At 63.0% G+C, this 21109-nt stretch carries 12 protein-coding genes; 2 read left to right on the forward strand and 10 right to left on the reverse strand.

Translation table 11 applies throughout. The features are described 5' to 3' along the window. Window positions 1-73: 73 nt before the first annotated feature. The 8 genes from AC1DBE_RS07160 to AC1DBE_RS07195 all read right to left on the reverse strand — a co-directional run bounded on the left by AC1DBE_RS07160 (window position 74) and on the right by AC1DBE_RS07195 (window position 15840). Entirely contained in the window at window positions 74-1753 is a 1680-nt protein-coding gene (locus AC1DBE_RS07160) for a nuclease-related domain-containing DEAD/DEAH box helicase (RefSeq protein WP_476970072.1), read from the reverse strand. A 22-nt stretch (window positions 1754-1775) separates the two neighbouring features. Continuing rightward, window positions 1776-5126, reverse strand: a complete 3351-nt coding sequence (locus AC1DBE_RS07165; RefSeq protein ID WP_476970073.1) for a UvrD-helicase domain-containing protein — start codon at window positions 5124-5126, stop codon at window positions 1776-1778. Continuing rightward, window positions 5123-7984, reverse strand: coding sequence for a PD-(D/E)XK nuclease family protein (locus AC1DBE_RS07170; RefSeq protein ID WP_476970074.1), 2862 nt, complete (start codon window positions 7982-7984; stop codon window positions 5123-5125). Before AC1DBE_RS07170 ends, AC1DBE_RS07165 begins: the two co-directional genes overlap by 4 nt. Window positions 7985-8058: 74 nt before the next feature. Next, window positions 8059-9363 carry a TY-Chap domain-containing protein gene (locus AC1DBE_RS07175; protein WP_476970075.1) on the reverse strand — a complete coding sequence of 435 codons (1305 nt, stop codon included), beginning with the start codon at window positions 9361-9363 and terminating at the stop codon, window positions 8059-8061. 212 nt (window positions 9364-9575) lie between these two features. After that, window positions 9576-10685: a hypothetical protein gene (locus AC1DBE_RS07180; RefSeq protein ID WP_476970076.1), complete on the reverse strand. Its 1110-nt coding sequence runs from the start codon at window positions 10683-10685 to the stop codon at window positions 9576-9578. A gap of 91 nt (window positions 10686-10776) precedes the next feature. Continuing rightward, window positions 10777-13320 (reverse strand): sigma-70 family RNA polymerase sigma factor, encoded by a 2544-nt coding sequence (locus AC1DBE_RS07185; protein ID WP_476970077.1) that lies wholly within the window; start codon window positions 13318-13320, stop codon window positions 10777-10779. A gap of 28 nt (window positions 13321-13348) precedes the next feature. Continuing rightward, window positions 13349-14866 (reverse strand): ADP-ribosylglycohydrolase family protein, encoded by a 1518-nt coding sequence (locus tag AC1DBE_RS07190; protein WP_476970078.1) that lies wholly within the window; start codon window positions 14864-14866, stop codon window positions 13349-13351. After that, window positions 14863-15840 carry an ARPP-1 family domain-containing protein gene (locus AC1DBE_RS07195; RefSeq protein WP_476970104.1) on the reverse strand — a complete coding sequence of 326 codons (978 nt, stop codon included), beginning with the start codon at window positions 15838-15840 and terminating at the stop codon, window positions 14863-14865. The genes AC1DBE_RS07190 and AC1DBE_RS07195 overlap by 4 nt, the downstream gene beginning before the upstream one ends. Window positions 15841-15916: 76 nt before the next feature. Here AC1DBE_RS07195 and AC1DBE_RS07200 point away from each other — a divergent pair, with 76 nt between their 5' ends. Continuing rightward, entirely contained in the window at window positions 15917-16588 is a 672-nt protein-coding gene (locus AC1DBE_RS07200; protein WP_476970079.1) for an NUDIX hydrolase, read from the forward strand. A 100-nt stretch (window positions 16589-16688) separates the two neighbouring features. Next, complete coding sequence (locus AC1DBE_RS07205; RefSeq protein WP_476970080.1) at window positions 16689-17336, forward strand: TY-Chap2 family putative peptide chaperone; 648 nt, start codon at window positions 16689-16691, stop codon at window positions 17334-17336. 55 nt (window positions 17337-17391) lie between these two features. Here AC1DBE_RS07205 and AC1DBE_RS07210 read toward each other — a convergent pair whose 3' ends face one another. Both AC1DBE_RS07210 and AC1DBE_RS07215 read right to left on the reverse strand, forming a co-directional pair. Continuing rightward, complete coding sequence (locus AC1DBE_RS07210; RefSeq protein WP_476970081.1) at window positions 17392-18963, reverse strand: SIR2 family NAD-dependent protein deacylase; 1572 nt, start codon at window positions 18961-18963, stop codon at window positions 17392-17394. 170 nt (window positions 18964-19133) lie between these two features. Then, complete coding sequence (locus AC1DBE_RS07215; RefSeq protein ID WP_476970082.1) at window positions 19134-21044, reverse strand: DUF262 domain-containing protein; 1911 nt, start codon at window positions 21042-21044, stop codon at window positions 19134-19136. Window positions 21045-21109: the final 65 nt, after the last annotated feature.

The following is a 21109-nucleotide window of genomic DNA, read 5'->3' on the forward strand; positions in this document are numbered from 1 at the left end:
GTCATCGTGAATACGCAACATTGTGTGTGAGGGGTCGGACATTGTTCGGGTCAGGACGGGCATTTATGGCCAGTCATCTCGATACGTCAGCGGGCCTCCAGATCTGGGCTCTCGACAGAATCCTGCCCAGTTCAGAACCACCCGCCTCAGCCAGCAACTCGGAGTCGCCGACTACGACCAGGAGGCTTCGTGCCCGCGAAAGCCCCACATAAAGCTGCTCCGCCGCACGCTTAGGCTCCTTGAAACCGTTCACGCACAACACTATGACGGAGCGCTCCAGACCCTTGAAGCCCAGGACGTGGCCGTAGAATTCTCGTTCGTTCGCGTGGAATTCGCGCCAATAGTCCTCGGTCGTGCCAGTCTCGAAGAACTCTCGATGGATGGGATGCCGTGCTTTGGTCGTCAGCAGGGCGATTTGGTTGTTCGCCCACCCCTCCTCGATAAGGGCATCGACACAGTCCTCAGCGGCGTCCAGGGCGTCCTCGGTGGCACATTCAACTCGGCGGACGGGTAGTCCCGTGCTGCCTCTTGGAGTGAAATGCTCGCCGGCGAACGACTTGAATGTATCCGCGATCTTTCGGGTGTTCCTGAGATTGTCGTCTATGTGGATGGGCACCAGGCCAACCGCCGGATGACCGAAATCTCCCAAGGCACCGGTCCAACGGCTGTAGACGTCCTGATGATCATCCTGGAACGCGAAGACTTCGCTGGTGTCCGGGTCTTTCGTGCAAGCCAACAGCGCTTCCCACCACAGTGGCGCGAAATCCTGAGCTTCATCCACGACGACGGCGTCCAGCTTCAGTGACGCGTCCATGGTGGCAGCAAGCGATTTGAGTTGCAGGGGCATTTCCTCATCGAAGTAGGCCTGGCCGACGCCGTCCGGCACGCCGAGCCCGCGGGCGTAGTCGTGGAACTCCCCGGTAAACACCGGCTTGGCTTGTCGCCAGGGCTCTACCTGGTCCTGAAGGTACTGTCCGAGGCCCTTGTTGTAACAGAACAGGCCAACCCGTTTCCCGGACTTGGCGAGCACTTTTGCCTTTTCGACAGCCAGCCATGTCTTACCGCTGCCGGCGCCCCCGGTGAACTGCACACGGCGCAGTGACCGCGTTGCACGGAGTAGCACTGCCTGTCCTTCGGTCAGATGGTCCTGCAGGTATTCGTCTTGCGCAGGGTCCCGGTGGGCGCCGGCGGGCTCAAGAGTTCCGCTTAGGTGGCGAACGATTCGCTCAGTGAAAGCCGCTGCCAGTGGAGTAGCGCCACCTCCTTCCTGTTCGATTGCCCGACGGACAAGTTCAGCGGCGGAGGGTATATCCGTCTGGTCCAGGACCAAGGCTCGCGGGCAACCAGCCATGTTCCACGTCTGAGGAACTCTTGTGTATGGAAAGGCCACGAGGTAAGCGAAGCGACTAGTCAGACGAGACCCTGTTTGGCCGCTGACCCAGTTCTTGAAGGCGTGCTGGGAACCCTGCGACTGGGCAACCGGGCTCTGAATTTTGCGCTTGTCGCTCCTGTCCGACTGGTACCACTGGGCATCGTCAACGGAGATCTGGCCGCCCTTGACTTCAATGGCGGCCATACCGACGCCGGGCCAAAGGACGAGCAGATCAATTTCGTGCTCTGACCTGCCGTCCCGAACCTGGACAGAATGCGCCAGCACTGCCTCCTCCGGCAGGCTGGCCTTCAGTGCTTCCCACACGGCTTTCTCGGCCAACTGGCCATCGCCGAACTCGGGCTCGGCTGGAATGCATCTCATCGCTGTACCTCTCTCTGCCGCATCAGGAAACCGGCACTGCCAGAGTCTCGAGTTTCTGCCGGCGGACGTCAGCAAAATTGGGTCTGCACAGCACCAATACGAGTTCGCTCACTCGCTCGCCGGTGGTATCGGCGAGCATTTCGGCATACAAGCTGAGCTGTTTCCGGTATGCGGACTGAGTCGCCTCCGACATTTGCACATCCGTTTTGAAGTCAATGATGACCAGACTGCCGTCGTCCTCCCGGTACAACAGATCGATGATGCCCTCGATCACTACCCCGTCGCGTTCGACTGCAACGGGCAGCTCATTCCAATGCCGGCGCTCGGCTGCTCTTCGGACGGGAACAGCTGACATCGCCGATCTGGCGCAGGCTTCAAGGTCAGCCGCGGACTCGAGCCCGAATTGCAGGGCCACGGTCCTGGCCAGTCCTCCGAAGCAGTCATCGGCCTGCAGACCTGACACTTCCATGAGGCGGTGCAGTGCCGTGCCGAAGTCAGCTCCGTGCGTACCGACGGCGCCGCTTGAGAAGGGCGAACCTGCGACGGCGTCGTCGGCGAAGCTCAGTTCCTGCAGCAGTTCGTCCTGCGCACCCGCCGCTTCGAAGGCCGGTACAGAGCCACCCTTGGTCAGTGCAGTCACAGACGTGCTGGCAGGAATTGCGGACTGCGCGACCCACCGAGCTCTCATGTCCTGCCAATCGTCGAACGCCGCTATAGGAGATACTCCGTGCTGGGATTTCACGCGGGCAGGGAACTCATCGGGGAACTCCAGTTCCTGCACCGTTTCCGGATCGTCGACTGAGGCCAGCATGCCACTGAGGCTCGAAGGACCCCCGCTGTAGAGGGATACGACAAGGTGGCTGGTGGCCCGTGTGCAGGCCACGTACAGCAGTCGGCGTTTCTCCGCGGCCAGTAGTTCGGCCTCAGCCTGCTTGGCCTCGGGATAGCCGGCCGACTCGATGTTGCCGGAGATGTGCACCTGCAACTGACCGAGCTCGTCCCAGAGGGCCTTGTCCGACGAGCCACCCCTCGTGCTGCCCGCCCCAGCCAGTACCACCATGGGAAACTCGAGCCCCTTGGAGGCGTGGATGGTCATGATCCGGACGGCTTGAGCGTCTGTTTCGGGGACCACGGCTTCTTTGACTTTGGCGTTCTCCTCTTGCTGAACGGCGGCCCAGAGCAGGTAGTCGCGCAGGCTGCCGTGGGTCGCTTCGGACCACGCACGCGCTTGATCGACCACAAACCTCAAGCGGCGCCAGACGTCCCGGTAGCGTGGCGAGTCCGTCGCGGACTCGAGCACCCGGCGGTCAGCCAGGATGCGTTCCATGATCTCCGACGGGGGACTGTAGGAAAGATCCCAAGAGAGCGTTTTCAAATAGCTCAGCGCGCGGGAGACAGGCGACCGCGTCAAAGCCTCTGGAGCCGTTCCATGGATGCTCCAATACCCGCCTCCCGAGTGCCATTCGTACAAGTCGTCGTCACCGCAGCCGAGGTAGGGCGTCCGCAGCGCTAGCGCCAGGGACGCCTGATCCGCCGAGTTGGCGAGGGACCGGAGCAGGAGGAGTAGATCGTGGACCTCCTGTGTTCCGTAGACCAATGAGGAAGCTTCAGCCCGGTACTCGATGCCAGCCGAGTCCAGTGCGTGTTCGATGTGAGACAGGGACGTCCTGGTGGGCAGGAGGATGCAGATGTCCCGGGACTCGAGGTTGGAGAGCGCGTAGGAGGGTGCTCCGGACTGCTTCTGCCACGGCGTACCACCGTGACCCAGGGCCAAACCAATGGCTGCCGCCACGTCCGCGGCTTCTTGGGCATGCCGGGCCTGGGCGCTGGGCTTCTCTCCGTCGGCGCCCGGCATCATTCCGCTGCGTCCGATGACGGCTACGGCGGGACCAGCGGAGTCGTCCACCTCGGGCCTGAACGGGTCCGCATGGAGTGGTTGATAGCCGGCCTGGATGCTTCCGTTGGCCTCGATCAATTGCGCGAACGTGTGATTGACCCAGCGAAGAACGGCGGGAGTGGACCGGAAGTTCGTGTTGAGCCGGGCTACCTCCGCCGCCGTATCCGCTTCGGCACGCCCTCTGGCCGTCATATATGTGGCGATGTCAGCCCGCCGGAACCGATAAATGGACTGCTTTGGATCACCAACGGTGAAGAGTCGTCCGGCGGGAATCGGGAGCTTCTCCCAGCCGCTGGGACCGCACACCTCGTCGGAGCAGATCCGGAGGGCAATCTCAGCCTGGATAGGGTCAGTATCTTGGAACTCGTCGAGCATGACGTGGTGGTAGCGGCGGCGAACGGCGGCATGGATCTCGCGTCGCTCATCGCCAACCAGCAGATTGCGGGCGTGGACCAGCAGGTCGTGGTACTCCAACGCACCCCGCCGTTGACGTTTCCCCGCCTCGTCCAGGAAGATCTCTGACATGATGGCCGTGACGTTTTCCAGCGAGGGTCCCACAATGCTCGCAATCAGCTCCGCGACATTTGCCACGACATCCTGTGCGGCACTTCGCACCTGGTCGACGGGGATCTGCCAGTCGCCCTTGGCTCCGCCCTTGAGATGAGCAGTCGGAACTTTGCGAAGGACACTCATCAACATGTTCGGATCGTCAGCGGACTGTGCCTCCTGGAGTTGCACTAGCCAGGCCCCAAGCCCGCTCAGGCCTTTTGCCAGCAGGACGTTGTTCGGATTGGTGCAATGCTCCCGCATGGCCAGGACGCCAGAGCATTGCCGGATAACCCGCCCGGCGTTCAGCTCGGGAATGTATCTGGTCTCCGATGGGCTGCGCTTCAAACGATCCCAGTTTGAGTCGAGGGCCCGTCCGAGGTCGCGGAGGCTGTCCAGCGAGACACCGACGGCCAGCAGCACTCTCAGCGCCTTGTCCGCGCGGGGCTCGTTGAACAGGGCGGCGACCACAGTCTCCCAGCGCTTGTTGAAAGCGATTTGGGACCGCAGCTCGTCGACGACGTCGATCATCGGCGGGACACCCGCCGCCACTGGGTTCTCGCCAATCAGCCGGGCCGCAAAGGAGTGGATGGTCCCGATAGGTGCCGTGTCCAGCTGGTTGAGGGCCGCCACCCGCAGGGCCTCGGTGTTTTCACTGGCCTCGTCGGACTCAGCAGCTGCGGCGAGCCGCTTGCGGACGCGCTCCCGCAGCTCGCCGGCTGCTTTCTCGGTGAATGTAATGGCCGCGATGCCACGGAGCTCGACGCCGGAATCCACCAGGGCGCAGATGCGTTCCACAAGTTCCCGGGTCTTGCCGCTGCCGGCGCCCGCCTCGACGAAAACGGTTTTGTCCAGCATTGTGCGCACGACAACGCGGTGGCTTTCATCGCGCAGTTCCAGAGCCGGGTGAAGAACTGTTGGGTTGCTCATTTGTCGTCCTTCAGGATAGTGAGTGAGGCTAATTCTGAGGTTTGCGAAAGCCCCTGCCACGTATGTTTGGCGCCGGCGGTGCCGGCCAGGTTAGTGAAGTTGGAGAAGCTCGACTCCTCCGGCTTGTGCGGAAAGATGCCGCGATGCAGGGCGGAGACGATCAGGGAGGCGTCCGTCCTCAACCGATGGAGCACCGCGTCGTCGACCACATACCCAATCGGGTCTGCATCCTGTGACACAAACCAGTACTGGGCCTGGACCGGAACCGCAGCGTCGGTCTGGAGGCTGCGCGCAAAGAGCCCATAGACGGGCAGCTGAAACTTCTTCCCGCCAGCCGTAGGATCTGTTTGAGACATTCCCTTGAATCTGCTGGTGCCACCAGTCTTGTAGTCGATGACTCGAACGGCCCCGGATTCGTGCCGATCGATCCGGTCAACGAAGCCAAGGAACTGAATCTCCTGTCCGTCGAGCAGCGTCAGGTTTACCGGATCATGCTGATACTGCTTGCCGTATTCGGCCGGCCCGAACCCTGCCTCCGGTTGCTGATAGGTCCACCCCTTGGCAGCGTCACGTTGGTCCGCCGCGAACACCCGCCGCAGGTCCGCGAGCATTCGGCTCCTATCCCGATCCCAGAGGTGCCCGAGCCACGCTGAGTTTTCGGGTTTCTGGAAGAGGACTTCGCCTATCGAAGTGAGGTCCTGCTCAGTGCATGCTTGCGCACCTTCGGTTGCTCCGAGCACAAACGTTTCGAGGGCTTTGTGAATGAGCTCTCCGCGCTGTATCGGACTGATCTGCAGCTCTAATTGAATGTCCTCAAACACGCTGACCTTCAGGACCCGCTTCATGAAGTAGCTGAAGGGGTTGGTCGCCCAGTCCTCGAGGCTTGTGGGTGAGATGGCCTTGGCCGGATTGAAGAAGCTTCCAGCAAAACGCGACAGATCCCCGTTGAAGCGCGAGAACGCGCCGTGGTGGCGGTCGTGGCGGATTTCCAGGGCGCGGTGGAGCACGCTGTCGTCGGATGCAAGCTCATTGCGCTTGCCGCTCAGGCAGGACCTGAGCCGCCACTCCTGTGCGGTGGGGGCCAAGCCGTTTGTTGTTCCGGCGCCCGTCCGGATTCCGTGCTCGTAAGACCTGAGCACCACCACAGACTTTGGATCTTCGAGGCCGGCGGAGATCCACCGGGACACTTCGTAGGATCCCCCGCCTCGAAGATTGCCGCGAGGGAAGAACAATAGTGTCCGGGATCCGCTGGCCAGCGCCGCGAGAAACTGCTGGTGTGTCAGGGCAATTCTCTGCTCCGCCGTTGGAAGGCCGGTGCCCAGTTCGACCTTGATGTGGTCAGGGAGCAACGGATCCTCTCGGACTTTGGAGGGCGCGAGGCCCTCGGCCATTCCTGCCAGGATCACGACGTCGAGGTCCCGCCCAACTCCGTCGGCGATTGTCCCAACCGAGATCCCGACGCCGATTTTTCCTCTCCGCCCGGAGCGGCGGTTGATTCCCTGTTCCAGCGCGATGCGCAATGCGTCACCGCCGGGCGCTGGCGCCACACCGTCGAGCAGGGATAGGCTGTCTGCTATTTCTAAGACTTCAGCCCGGGCGGCGCTGACCCGCGGATGCTCTGAAGCCGAGCGCGGGCCCAGGAACTCCTGGATGAAATCTCGGAGTTCCGCTGCCGCCCCAACCCATGAGGTAGCCTTCGCGACGCGAGCCAACCCGCCGGATAGAGCGTTGCGGAAACTGACGAACTGGGCCGACTCGGCCAGTCTCCGGGCTTTTCGCTCTAGCGACTTCTCGTCCAGCACCGCGTCGCTCTCCGGTGCATCCTCATCTCGCGGTGGGTTAAGGTACAGGCGCTCACAGGCAGCGGGGGACGGAAGATCATTGTTCCTCCAGTGCACAGTGCCTTCAGCCATGGTGTTGAGAACAGCCCTTACGTCCAAAGCGCTCGGATCCATTTGCAGCAGTCTCAGCAAGCCGCGGGCCTGGGGCGAATCGCGAAGTTGCTGAGCGGCGGGGCCGCTGAACTCGATGCCGGCCTCATCCAGCCGGCGGGCCAGCAGGGAGCGATACGGGTCCGACGCAGAGTAGAAAACCCCAATGCGATGCCCGGCGACGCCGGAGCCGAGCAACTCAGCAACGGAGCGCACGATGGCTCGGCACTCATCGTCGGAATCGGAAGCGCTGTAAATGTTGTCAGAGCCGCGGACTGAACCCTCTGCTGCCAGCGACTGCATGCCCGCAGCGGACAGAGTGCCGAGCAGGTGCTCGGCACTGGGCCCCTGGCCCGCGGGAAGCATAAAACCGATGATTGTGCCGAGTTGGGCCAAAGCCCGCGGCTCGCTGAGGAGCTTCGCTGCTCCAGAGAGCGCCTCGGCCTCGGTGAAGAAATCCGATTTGAGCGCGGCCACGGCTGCGTCGTTCAGGCGGAGCACGTCCCGGACAGGCTCAGGGAGTGATGCCGCAGTATCGACGTTGACGCCGTCCAGCGCCGAGGAAGTCCTCGTCAGGGCTGCGGCCGTGCCGGGCTGGTCTGCAACCTCCTTAAAGACGCCAGGATTGCGGGTGAGACTTGCCGTCAGAGCGCCCTGCCTGATCATGGGGTCCAACAAACCTCGGCCACTGGCCTCCGGACTCAGTGCAAAGAGGTCAATAGCCAAGTCAATGAGCGTGAATGCGCGGACTCCGACGACACCACTGCCCGACTTCCTCGCTAAATAGCGCGGAATATCGAGTGCACTGGCGTGGGAGGGGACGATCACGGTCACCGGCGCGAACGGGTCTCCCGCTTTCGCCTCGTGAACCAGCCGTTCCAATTCGGCGAGGGCGGAATGAGTCGATGCAAATTGCTGTGTCGTCATGCTGTGATCCCCAATGGTTGTCAAAATTTTCGATGCATGCGGCAGGTCGCCGAGCAATGGCTTTGCGGAATTGCTCAGGCCGCGTTCTGAAGTGTCTGGACTGCGCCGGCAAGAGCATCGGCAAGCGTGACGCCGCCGTCCGGACCGGGCCCGGTGGGGAATCCGCCGGTATGCCATTGAAGCTTGCTTGCGTCGTGGCAACCCCGGCCATATCTGAAACCGTCGAGTATCTGGTGCCCCGCTTCAATGTGTGGGATACCGTCCTTGAACCAGTTCGGAAAATCGTTATTCGGAGCAGACCAGCCATTCCCGGTCAGGTAGCCGGTATCTATGGGCCACGTGTCGGCTGGCAAATACTGCTCGGACACAATTTCGAACCAGACCCCATCGGCGCTGGGAACTGCTTGGGCGTAGGGTGTCAGTCCTTCGGTGTCCTCGGCGTATTGAATGCTGAGGAACGAGTTCCACGGCATGTTTGCGAGAACCTCACTGATCAGTTCGCCCGCTTTCGCCCAGCCTTCCTGGACGTCGTTCTCGGCTCTGATGTGGGTGACCATACCGTCGTACTCATCCTTGACCTCCGACGGCATCACGGCGCCGATCACCGACTCCCAAGCGCCGAAGTGCCTTCGGATGGCGACTACGGACGGGCGATGGCGGCCGGCGGCCATTTCGACAGTCGTCCAACTGTCGTAGCTAGCCACGTCTTTCGGGGAGCCGAAGTAGCGGTACTCGTCTCTAAATCTACGGGCCGCCTCAACAAAATCAGACGCGCTGAAGCTATCCGGATCTAACGTTGGCTGCAGCCCGGCGGCAGCCAACGCGGTGTCCCAGAACCCTTGGCCCAAGTGGCGCCGCACGGTGCATGCCGGAACCGGCCAACGGTGTACGCGACCGGGCAGTTCTTCTCCAAGGTCGGCCGAGATTGCCTCCGCTATCTCCTCGTAGTCTGAGTACGAGATTCCGGCGTCATCGCCGGCGCGGATGGCCTGCGCTGTTGTTTCAATGACCGCCAGGATTTCGGCTGACTGGCCGTTGGGGCTGCCCGGACCCAGGAAGTCCCGGATCTCGGCGACCGATGAGAGCGGCATCATCCCCAGAGCCATTTCATAATCGGGTTGGACTCCTCGGTGGCGGCCCGTCACGTAGAGCAAGCTGAGCATCTCGATGGGTGGAACGAACTCCACCTCACCCCTATGCAGTTGGTAGGCGCGGTGCGCAAGTTCCTTGAACGTGTGCGTAGTCCGGAGCATTTCCTCGGCAATGTCGACGTCGACGGGTGCTCCGAGCGCGGCGAGAACCTTGGGTATATCCACGAAGTCGATACCGGCGCCGTGGAGTTGTTCGAAGCGTTCGCGCTCTTGGTAAAGGGCTGCCAAGGTGGCATTGCATCGATTCCGGAGGGCCCTGGACCGCTGCTCCTCACCCCGGTCCGCGACCCGGTTACCGAGGATGCCCAGAAGCTCCCAGCTACTCATTTTCGCGGCGTCCGCGATGCACCGCAGTGGATCCCCGGCCAGGAAGGATCTGGTCACCTGCCCAATCACGTCGCGCGGAGGAACGTCAGCCTCTGATGAAAGTGTCCTCACGCTCAAAACCCCAGTGATTGTTGCGGCGCGTGGATCGTGCGCCGGACGGCGGATGGCAAGCCGACCACCAGTGCGCCTTGTTCGGTATCATCTTCGAGCACGTCGTCCTCGTCCTCCTCTTGCGGGAGGATAACCTCCATTGCAGAAGCCCAGCTGCCGTAGCGGCGGACGAGTTCCACCGCCGAAGGCCGGTCGTTCCGCATGGACGCTTCGGAGAAGACCCACCGGTCGTAGATGGCAATGCTCATGGGATGCTCAAAACCGATGCATTCCTCAGTGAAACCGTCTAGCGCATCGAAGAAGTCGTCGTCGGTAAATCTGGACTCGGAACCTGGCAGGCGCAGGCCGGCCGCGCGCAGTGCATCGTCCCAGAAGCCATGACCGTAACGGCGAAGCAGCACGAATCCCGGCACCGGCCATTGGTCGTCGGCGGCAACTCTGGTGTTTCCCAGGCGCGAAGAAATCGTCGCCGCTGTCTTCGTGTAGTCCGCATAGGAGATGGTCTCCACCTCCCTGGCGCGGATTGCGAGCTTGGTAGTTTCCGCCACGGCGGCGAACTCCGCCAGGCGTCGCGGCGGAAAGTTGGGCTGCATGAGTGACCGAAGCTCGGCCATCTCTTCGATCGGCATGGTGCCGAGCGCCAGTTGACAGTCCGGCTCGATTCCGTGGTGCTTGCCCGCCACGTACAAAAGACTGAGCTTGTCGCCCAAGGTCCGTGGAGGTAGTACCCTCGCCGTCCGCTCGGAAGCGACTCCGGGAATGTGCACGAGCTCGACGGCGACTTCCACGTCGATGGCCGTCTGCAGCGCTTTCAGGACCTTCGGCGTATCAGACCAGGCAATCCCGGCGCCGTTCAGCCGATATAACAGGACGCGGTTCTCGTAGAGAACCTCGTCCATGGCCAAGCTCCGGCGTCGGACGGATCTCGCGCGGTGTAGCTCAAGGTGGCTGGCTGGTTGCGCGGCCAAAAAATTGCAGAGTTCGTCGACCGTGCAACCCAAATCGGCGGCGATGGCGCGGAGAGGTTCACCGGCGGCGTACGCGTCGCCCGCTGATTCACTGCGCATGACGGCGTCACGCTGTTCCCGACTGAGTTCAGGAGCTGTAGTCATGCTCATATTCCTACCAGTAGTGGCCGACATTGCCCGGCAGGTGGTGATGGTTGGCCACGTGGCCCCGGGCATGACAGTCGAAAGACACGGCTCAGTCGCCCTTGGCGGCGGCGGCCGCCGCGTCCACGGGTGCTTTGGGGTGCAGCGGGTCGTAGCCGTCAAACATGTATTGACGCAACACCGAGGATCGTGATGGATGGCAGAGCTTCTTCATTGTCTTGACTTCGATCTGCCGGATCCTTTCCCGGGTGACGCCATAAACCTTGCCGATTGCGTCCAAGGTCTTTTCCTGGCCATCAGTCATCCCGAAGCGCATGGCGATGATTCCGGCCTCGCGTTCCTCGAGTGTGTCCAGAACGGAATGCAGCTGCTCTTGCATAGCTACTTGAAAGAGCGGATCGGTCACATCCAGATCAAACGGATCGGCCAGCTGTTCGGCGAGGGCTTCGGTTCCTCCTCGGCCATCGGGAACTTGCATATCCAGTGAGTAAATCGCCTTATCCAAGGTCAGAAGATATTCGACTTTCTCGACTGAGTTGTCCGTGAGGCGGCCCAGATCTTCACTTGTGCAGGCGGACCCGTTCATTGCGGCAGTACGCTGCTCTGACTGGAGCTTCTGAATTTGCTCCACAATGTGGACAGGCAAACGGATAAGACGTGCCTGGTCGGCCAGAGCGCGAGTTATAGCCTGACGAATCCACCAAGTTGCGTAGGTTGAGAATTTGAAACCCAAGGTGAAATCGAACTTGCAGACGGCCCGATGCAGCCCCAGGTTGCCCTCTTGAATGAGGTCCAGGAAGTCGAGCCCGCGATTTGCGTGGCTCTTGGCTATCGAAACGACCAACCGAAGATTGGCATTCAGCAGCGTGTCAGCGGCTCGCTTTCCGAGCAGAGCAAGGAACTCAAGTTCTCTGATTTCCCGCCGCGGACGGTTCGATTCCTTATCGCGCAAGAGCTGCTCCGCGTAAAGGCCTGCTTCGATCTCCTGCGCCAGCTCCACCTCCTGCTCAGCCGTCAGCAATTCGTAGCGGCCCAGTCGCCAAAGGTAGTCCGCGACGGCGTCATCGGTGACGCTTTCGCTGCCGGCGAGCTGTTCAAGCCACTCGTCGTCTTCCAAATCGAAACCGACCGGCTCGGCATCAACTTCGGGCCCTTCAAGTGGCGGCTCGGGCAACACCGGAGGCTGCTCCGGACCAGCGATGGGCTCCACCTCGCCGGACGGCGGAAGCTCAGGTTTGGGCTCGGCCACAACTTGGTGGAGGAACGTCTGCAGCCGGTCCAAGTCGGTATTGATGTCGAAGAACTCAGCCTTGCGGGCGAACGGAAGTACCCGGCCCAGAAACTCTTCGCCTTGGACATCGGGGTCCTCTACAGTGTCCTTCGAGTACAGGACAACGAGGCGCCCGACCCGTCCGTCGGCCTTCTTGCGGATGACGCGTCCGAGTCGCTGGACCATCTGTCGCTGGCTGCGATTGGCCGCAACGATGATGCCGAGGTCAGCTTCCGGCACGTCGATGCCTTCATCGAGCAGTCTGGGTGCGGCGAGAATCTGCGACGTGCCGTTGCGGAAGTCCTCCATGCCCTGCCGGCGTTCATCCTTGGCCATGCCGCTGAAGATGGCGGAAGCCTTGGAACCCATGGCCGTGTACATCTCCTGGGCTCGCCGGGCAGATTCCTGGGTCTGGGTGAACACCAGCGTGCCGCGGGACTGGTCCACGGTTTCCTTAATCGCGGCCAGCGCGTGGTACTTGGTCCGGGCCTCCGCCAGCAACGTGAGCCTGGACGCCATGGCCCGCATATACTTCCGAGCAATCGTCGATTCCCGAGTGATTGAATCTGACCCAGCGAGCGAGGCGACTGCCGCAATGAATTGGTGGAATGGCCGCCGGGGGATTCCGGCGTAGGTCTCCAAGTTGCGGGCCGCTTCCAGCATGGTGTTCGAGAGATCGTCGTAGTTGACCCTCTCGGTGGGCGTGAGTTCAACACCGACGAGGGCGATATCGAACGGCGCAATGACACTGTCTTTCAGTGCCCGGTCGTACCAGAGCTTGTAGACGACTCCGCCGAAATATGGCGACAAGACCGTCTCGTGCTCTCCGTCCGACCGCTCGTAGGTGGCGGTCAGTCCGAGTCGCCAGGCGAATCCCTCTTGAAGAGCCCCCGTGAACATGGGGGCGGCGTAGCGGTGGCATTCGTCCGCGATGATCAGCCCGGCCTTGTGGCTTCGCAGCGTCTCCCGGTTGGACGCCGAGTGGACAATCGCCACCAGGATGTCCACATGGTCGAGTGAATCTGTGCGGCCATCGCCCAGTGCGCCCCGGCGGACCCGGGGGAGGTCGCGCTGGATCGAGGACAGCCACTGGCGCTGAAGCTCCGCGGTGGGGACGAGAATCAAGACCTTGATTCCTTGGCGGACTGCTTCAAATGCAGCAGCGATGCCGACGCGGGTCTTGCCTGATCCGGTGACGGCTTCCACGACCCCACGGCGGGCATTGGAGTGCCAGGCCTTCAGCGCTTCCTGCTGCCACGAGTACAAGAAGGCGTAGTCGTAAGAAGTGGGGACAGAGGCAGCCGCAGCAGGCTCGAAGTCCCCATTCATTACCTTGTGGATCAGGTCCGTCAATTCATCCCCCATTTGGACAGTTCAAGCTCGTGAAAGCAGACTACTTTGCCGGTGTGACACTATTCACTCGGTTCGCCGGCACCGCGCCGAGCGACCGAAGAAACAGCGGGTTTGGGTTCGCTCCGGGCAGCACGCGCCGCAGGTCCTCCAGTGCTTCCAGCGGCGTAATCCCGGCAACCTGGGCTCCATACAGCGCAGCCACTGTCGGCGTCCGGGACTCGGCCCGGACACAGTGCAGGAGCACCGTCTTGCCCTCCGAGCGGAAGTGTTCGACGGAGGCTGCCGCGTCTTGCAGCACGAACGCCGCGTGGGCGTTGTCGTCGTCGACGGGGGAGTCGACGATCCAGAAAGTGGCGTGGTCTTCCGGCGCCACGCCCGGTACATCCGAAGTCCCCAGTCGGCACAGTGACACCACGGCGTCGATGCCCAGCTCGGTCACCCGCCCAAGCGAACCGACGCCGCCCAGCCAGACGCCGTCGTCGTGCGGGTGCTGGGCCAGCGCATCGGTGCGGCTCCACATGCTGTAGTCCTGGCGCTCCGCCCGCGGCCAGGACGTGGACCGACGGCCCTCGCCGCGGCCCAGCTCCATGCCGAGCATCATGAGGTCGCGGGCCCGCAGCCCGGGCCAGCCGTGCAGGCGCCGCCGCCACTCGAAGGGAACCGCCGTGTAGCCGTACGCGGCGCCCAGCAGTCCGCCCGCAATGGCGGCCACCGTATCTGTGTCCCGCCCGCCGCGCACCGCCTCCTCCAATGCAGCCCCGAGATGGGCGGGACCGGTGGCGGAAGAGGACGTGAAGTGGATAGCGCTCCACGCACCCTGGAACGCCTCGACCACCCAGCCGTTGCGGGTGAAGTCCCGCGGCCGGGACCGCTCGGCCACCTCGATCCGCTCCCGCCACAGGGCAGCGCGTTCGGGAGCCAGCAGCGGCAGCCCGCTCCGCACATCGAGAATGCCGGTCAGGACCGCCTCGCGGATGGCCACGCACCAGAGGCCGCAGGCTTCCTGCGCGTCCGGGTCCGCGTGGGTCAGGGCGCTGAGCACCCCGGCGGCGGCCATCAGGGAGGCCGGGTCACGGTCCAGGTAGGCCAGCGCGAGCGGTGCGGTGCGCATCAGCGAGCCGTTGCCGGCGCTGCGGCCCGTGCGGGCATGGAAGTCCGCCGCCGCGGCGCTGAAGTCGGCGGCCCGGACCTTGCTCCGGCCCGCCTCGGAGGCAAGGCGTCGGGCGGCCGCGATGACGGAGCTCGTCTGGGCGCCGACGTCCTTGGCCTCGGCGGCCCACGCGGTCCAAGTCCGGACGATCATGGTGAGCGCCGCGGGGGAGGAGGATCCGGCGTCGGACGCAGTGTCCAGCAGGGCCTGGGCGATCGGGATGGCCATGGACGTGTCGTCGGTCCACTCGGCCGGCGCGAACCCGAACGGTCCGCCGCCCTTCATGGTGACGTCCGCGCCGTCCGGCAACGGCGCGCCGAATTCGTAGCCGGCGCCGAGGGCGTCGCCGGCGGCCAGGGCGACGAGGACTCCGGCCGCGCGGTCATTCTGCAAGGGTGTCAGTTTCATGCCATCTCCATCAGGGGGTGCTTGGTGTTCCAGCCGGTCAGGTGGGCCAGCTGGGGGCGGCGGGCGGGGAGTTCGACGGCGATGCCGGCGGCGGACACCGTGCCGGCGGCGCGGGTGAGGTTGCGGCTCCGCAGGGAGCCGTGGCTCCGGATTTCGACCGCCGCGGCGCCGCCGTCGAACGTTCCGAAGTCCATGGCCTGGACGTGGGCGGCGAAGTCGCGGGCCCGCTGGCCCGGCAGGGGACCGGAGGCCAGCGCCTGGGGTGGGAGGAGCTCCAGGTCCAGTAGTGCAGAGTCGATCAGCTGGCGATAGTGCCGCCGGAACAGCGTGCTGGTGCCGAAGACCTCCAGAAGCAGCGGTTGCGTGCCCAGTCCGATCACGACGCCGCGCTGGCCTTCCAGCGCGGCCGGTGCGTCTGCGGCGTCGAAGAGGCTGTGCACGTCCTCCTTGAACCGGTCCATGTGGTCGAGGAGTGAACTGGTCACCGAGGCGCCGCGGGCGGCGTCGAAGCGGCGGACGCGGTCCCAGATGCGGCCCTGCCGATTGGTCCCTCGCAGATCGTTCGAACCGTTGGCCAGCTCGGACCAGACGTTCAGCGGGGCGCGCCGTGCCTGCCGGCGGTGGTTGGCTTCTCCGACTTCCCAGCGGCCGGCCTCGACGCAGAAGGTGTCGATGTCGCGGGTTTCGCCGGGGCCCAGGACGACGTCGCGGGCGCAGGTCCGGTGCTGCTGTCCGCCCTCGAGCAGCTCGCCTTCCAGCAGCAGGGCCGGGTGCGGGCCGTTGTTAGTGACGGTGAGCCGGGCGACCTGGGCGCCGCTGGCGAGTTCGGTGACAGCGACGTCGGCGTGGGTGCCAGTGCTGATGCCGAGGCTCCCAGCGCCGGAGGTCCAGACGGGGAAGATGCTGAGCGGGCCGAGCCGGCTGCTGGCGCCGACGTGGAGCTGGGGGACTTTCAGGGGGAACCTCCGGTTGATTTAGATCATTTCTGCGCTAATTGACTCCAGTATGCACGGCTTGCATCTTTAGCGCAATACTGAAATAAATAATCCTGTGAAGGATTCCCAGAACGGCCCCGGAACGTCCCTGCTCGACTACCCGCGCCCCTCGGTGGCGGTGGACACGGCGGTGCTGACGGTGGCGGACGATTCCGTCTGCGTGCTGTTGGTGCGGCGCGCACAGGACCACCACCACGGAAAGTGGGCGCTGCCCGGCACGTTCCTGCGGGAGCGCGAGACCCTGGCGGACGCGGTCCTGCGCTGCCTGCGGGAGAAGGCCGGGATCTCCGGGCGTGTGCCGCGCCAGCTGCAGGTTTTCGACGACCCGGCGCGCGACGACCGCGGCTGGGTGCTGTCCGTGGCGCACGTGGATGTGGTGCAGGTGGCAGCGCTGGAGGAGGCGTTGAAGTCCGACGACGTCCGGCTGGCTTCGGTGGCGGGGGAGCCAGACCTGATCGCCGGGCTGCCGTACGGTCACGCGGAAATCGTGGCGAAGGCGCTGGAGTGGCTGCGGGCCGCGTACACGGAATCGCCGGACCCTGGGGCGCTGCTGGACGAACCGTTCACGTTGAAGGAGCTGCGGGACTTGCATGAGGCGGTGGCGGGGTCGAGTTTGATGCGTGACACGTTCCGGCGGTTCATGGAGCCGCAGCTGAAGGGGACGGGGCAAATGTCCGATGGGACGCGGGGGAGGCCGTCAAGGTTGTGGAGGCGGCAACGGGAGTAACGACTCTCCGCGAGGCGCTCGGGCTTACGCGGGGCCACGGCATGAAGAATGATTTCAACAACGACGGCACCGGGAAACCTACATTCCTTAAGGGAGCGCCATGTTTTACGTACAGCACAGGACACTTCTGTATCGTCACATCAACGCGTTGTCCTGGCGGGTGGCAAGTGAACTGAGTCGGCGGGACCCGGGTCTGTACATTGCCCTGACCGGCGATGGCGGTTCAGCGAGTCAAGCTGACTCGTTGATGATGGCAAATGCGAGCGGGCCCGACTACCAGGCGCGTCGGCGGGGTTCGGGTTTCACTGCTGGTTCCAGTGGGGACTTCCAAATTTCGTGGGACCGGGCCTTGAATATGCCAAGTGCTAGGGCGATTGCTATTGCACTCGAGAAATCTCAAGGTATCCACCGCCCTGAGAAGTCGCCGACGACCACTCCGAGGGCTCTCGGCTATCGCGTGATGGCGTCGGTGTTGGAGCTGACCCTCGGGGATCGTTCGGACTGGTCGACTCAAGAACTCACGGGTGGACCGCTTGATCCGGAGTCGTCCGCCACACGTGATCGACTGCAGTCGTGGGAAGACACCCGCTGGGCGCTTACTCGTGACGGCGAAACAGTAGCCCGTCTGGACAATTTTGGCTGGTTGGAGATTGACGGCCGGCTGATCAACCTCCATTCCAAGTACCGCGAACTCAACGGCCGGTTGTATCCCCTGGTGCTCGAGATATTCGGCAGCACGCTGCCGTAGTGGGCCGGTCGTTGACGCTGACGTCCACGTCCCGAGCAGCCCAGTCGGCCCTAAGCTAAGACACGCCGCTTAAGCCCAGCTCTCGGAGGGCCTTGTCGAGCACGGCCCATACTTCGGCTGTCTCGGCTGATCGCTTTTGGCTGGCCAGGGCAAGGAGCTGTTGTCGCAATTCGAGTTCGTCGTCGGCGAGCCCTTGGTTGTAGGCGGGGGCCAGCAAATAGGAGTGATTGTCGGTCGCGTAGGCGGCCATCATGTCCAGGAAGATCTCGAGCTCCCGTCCGGCAGTCGCTAGGGCTGTGTGCACCTCAACCGGGGCGGCGTATGACGCGGGGGCGGCGGACATGGGGAGGATGTCCAATTTCCCTGCCCAGACCAGTTTCTGCAGCGGTTCATAGAAGAGCGAGAGTACCGTGCCCATCTGATGGTTCTTGGAGGCGTTGTTCGGGAGCGCGCGCCTGACGTCGTGGACGATTTCATGGAAATGGTCGTCGGCAAGCCCGAACCCGACGAACAGCAAGTGGTGGGTCAGCAGGTGCGCCTTGACCAGCGCCGACAGCGCGTCGCGGTTGCTGTTGTAGCCAAGGTAGTCGTCACGGGTCAGCACGATGCTTTCGGGCTCGCTCACCGAACCGTGGAGTTTCAGCAGCCAGTCGTTGCCTACGGGGGGAATGTTCTCCGGGACGACAGTCCTTGGGCGCTGGGCGTCGCTGCAGGCGGTTTCGAATAACCGGTCATAATTCAATGTGATCGCCCCCGTGGAGGGGAGAACGGCAAGGAGTGCCGGCGCCAGACCGTATCTCGGCAAGTCGACAGCGTCGGCCACCGCCTGACCGAACGCCTCCGGGCCGTCATGCTGGTCGGCATAGAGCTGCTCGAGGACCCCGGCCTGGTCTAGCGGGCCCAGCCTGTGGAAGGCGTCTGCTTCGGCTTCCTTGAGGCGTATACCGTTCCTCAGCTTGTCGAGAAGCTGACCCCAGCTCGGAGCTCCGGCGCTGACGCTGATGCCTGCGCCGAGAAAGGGCACCAGGTGTCCGGCGCGTGCAATCTGGCCAAGCGACTTGGCTTTCCCCTGTAGGTGGGCGCCGAGGGACGGCCAGGACGAGCTGCCGACTTCCTCGCGCCTCAGCTTCTGGGCCAGCGCAAACGCTGCTCTGTCCCGCAGGACCAAGACGAGGTCGACGCCGTAGCGGGCCGCCAGTTCGGTGGCGGCTTCGAGGATCGCGCGCAGGGCTGCGCCAAGGTGGTTCCCGGCGCCGCCCCCGGCGGTCCCAAAAAACGGCAACGCCAGGAGGCGGTAGGGCCGGTCGCCTGGAGCCGGAAGAGCAGACACGGCGCTGCGGGTGAACGCTTCAAGACGCTCGGCGACGACGGCGGGACTCCAGTTGCCGTCGTCGGGGACGGCGGTCATGATGGGCAATGGCGCCGCAGGGTCCCACGGGCGGATTGGCTCAGCCAGCGCGCTTCCGTCACGGAACTCTGCCGAAGCTGACGCCGTAGTTCGGAGGTCTGGATGGGCCTGCAGCCAGTGCCGCTCAATCGTGACCACGGAATCCGTCGGTAGCAGCCACGCGTCACACCGGAGGTTCAAAATGTCGGCCATGGCTACGAAAACATGTGGCTGCGTCATGGACTCTGTCTATCAGAATAGGGACGCAAACACCGGCACGGGTGTGGTTGCCAGAACCGGTTCGCGGCTAGTGGCCTCATTGGTCGTCCTCGACCGGCTCGCCTTCAGTCGCCCTTGGGGCAGCTTAAAGATCGATTGCGTGCTTTCCGACGAATCGAATCATAACCGGCCTATGACCCAGGGTCTGCCTGCGTCATTGCGGGCCGCGGCCAGGCTTTCAGCGCCAGCTCCGTCAAGTGGCGGGTCCGGGCAATAATTCGCGATTCATCCCAGTGTGTGGGCCAGGATTCCTCTTCAAAGCCATTGTCGCCCTCAGGTTTGGACAGGACGGAACCCGTGGTCAGACGTAGGAGACTGTGCTTCTGGATCGCGGGTCGCTTGTATTCCCAGTTCTTGTTACTCAGAGCTGGATTGAGCTTCGTTGTCACAAGCGTCAGATTGCCCAGTTGGTGGATGGCTGACGTCCTCCGCAACAAGTCCGCTTCGCTGTGCTGATCCGGCAATGGCCAGTGTTTTTCCCACGCCTGCGGCATAAGGTGCTCGATGTTCAGCTTCGAGTCCGTGCTTGAAAGCTGTCTTCCTGGCTCTGTCTTACCGGACTGTAGATGGTTCTCCAACCCGACCAGCAAACTTCTGAGCCGGGCCCTGTACTGGGAGGTGTAGAGTCCCGGGTCTGAAAGCGAAGCTGCAAACTCCTCGTCAGCTGGCCACCGCCTCGAGTCGGCTGTTTGCGCAGCCAACGCTGCGACGACGGCATCCCCGACAAGATGGGGCTCAGCGGTGCGTGCTACATCCATTAGCAGCACGAACAGCCTGTTGTAGTCTCCATTTGGCATACGGGCAACTCCTCGGCGCATGAGGAAGGAATCGATGGCGCGTGCCAGATGTTCCTTCTGGTCGAGGGGCACCGCATCGTCCGCGAAAACGCGCAGTAGCAGCGGCCAAGGCGTCATTGTCCCGGTCGCTTGCATGCGGTTCAGGAGCGCGCCCACGCTTGACGAAGCCGGCATACTCTCTAATTCGTCGTATTGATCGGCGTAACGCCGTATATCAACGATGAGGTCGGCAGCGCTGAGAGACGATGAAGCCAGCCACTCGCGCACGTCTACGAATAAGTGTTCCGCGCTGACCTCGCCGCTGGTCTGGATTGTCAGCCAGTAGCTCAGCAACAGGTCAATCCGCGACCGCTTCATTCGGCCTGTGGTTACCTGCCGACGCCAGTCCTGACCATCCAGCGGGAGCCAACTATCGAGGAGGAGCGAGTCTGCTCGCCGGTGGTCGCCTTGTTGTTCGACTTTCTGAAACAGGAGGTTCTTGACCAGATCTGCAGCGTCGAGTTTGACACCGCGGTGGTTAAGGGCTTCGAAGATCACCTGAGGGTCATCGTATGACTCCAGGAATATCTGGACGAGCTGCATTCGGTCCCTGAGGGTGACAAATAAATGTCCGAGTCGGAGTTCAGGATCGTCCGAGCTGGTGCACCAACTAAATATCGCGTTTTCAAACCATTCAGCTGCCTTCACTAGCTTGTGTCCGCCAACGCCGCCAGGAATCGGCAAGTCTTCTGTTCTGAGAGCCCAGCGGAACGCCTCATTGTCCTGCGGCAGGGGCCAGAGTTTGTGGATATCCTCTGGATGGTCAGGGTGGATTGCCTCATGCTTGTTGTCTAGCAGGGTACTGAAGAGGCCAGCAGACGTCGCCGTATCGATTCTTAGGGCTACACGTCGGGCTGCACCCAGCAACACTTGAAGAGTGGTCAGGCGTTGTTGGCCGTCAATGACGTTCGAGGACGAAAGCCGGCGCGGCAGGTGACGGCGCGATTGAATGACGACGGCGCCGAGAAAGTAGGTTCGGGGATCATGACGACCATGTTCGTCGTAAAGTTCAGCCTCGACTTCCTCCGCGGCAGTGCGGACATCGGTCCACAGCGGTTCCCAGTTAGCTCCCTGGTCCCATACGTACGGGCGCTGGAATAGCGGCACCACTAAGTGATGGTCGGCTGCGAAGACATGGCCAAGAGTAACGTCCCCAGCTTTCAATTTTTTCCCCCGTTTTTGGATAAAAGTCGTTGGTCTAGGCATACTTTACGCCGCAGCCTCCATGTAAATGTGCCGGGCCGCAGTAGCGTTGTTGACCGCCACAACCG

The organism is Arthrobacter sp. 10T416, assembly GCF_056394165.1.

Coding starts and splice junctions, on each gene's coding strand:
- AC1DBE_RS07160 (WP_476970072.1), bottom strand. CDS start 1,753: ATGAGATGCATTCCAGCCGAGCCCGAGTTCGGCGATGGCCAGTTGGCC.
- AC1DBE_RS07165 (WP_476970073.1), bottom strand. CDS start 5,126: ATGAGCAACCCAACAGTTCTTCACCCGGCTCTGGAACTGCGCGATGAA.
- AC1DBE_RS07170 (WP_476970074.1), bottom strand. CDS start 7,984: ATGACGACACAGCAATTTGCATCGACTCATTCCGCCCTCGCCGAATTG.
- AC1DBE_RS07180 (WP_476970076.1), bottom strand. CDS start 10,685: ATGACTACAGCTCCTGAACTCAGTCGGGAACAGCGTGACGCCGTCATG.
- AC1DBE_RS07185 (WP_476970077.1), bottom strand. CDS start 13,320: ATGGGGGATGAATTGACGGACCTGATCCACAAGGTAATGAATGGGGAC.
- AC1DBE_RS07190 (WP_476970078.1), bottom strand. CDS start 14,866: ATGAAACTGACACCCTTGCAGAATGACCGCGCGGCCGGAGTCCTCGTC.
- AC1DBE_RS07205 (WP_476970080.1), top strand. CDS start 16,689: ATGTTTTACGTACAGCACAGGACACTTCTGTATCGTCACATCAACGCG.
- AC1DBE_RS07210 (WP_476970081.1), bottom strand. CDS start 18,963: ATGACGCAGCCACATGTTTTCGTAGCCATGGCCGACATTTTGAACCTC.
- AC1DBE_RS07215 (WP_476970082.1), bottom strand. CDS start 21,044: ATGCCTAGACCAACGACTTTTATCCAAAAACGGGGGAAAAAATTGAAA.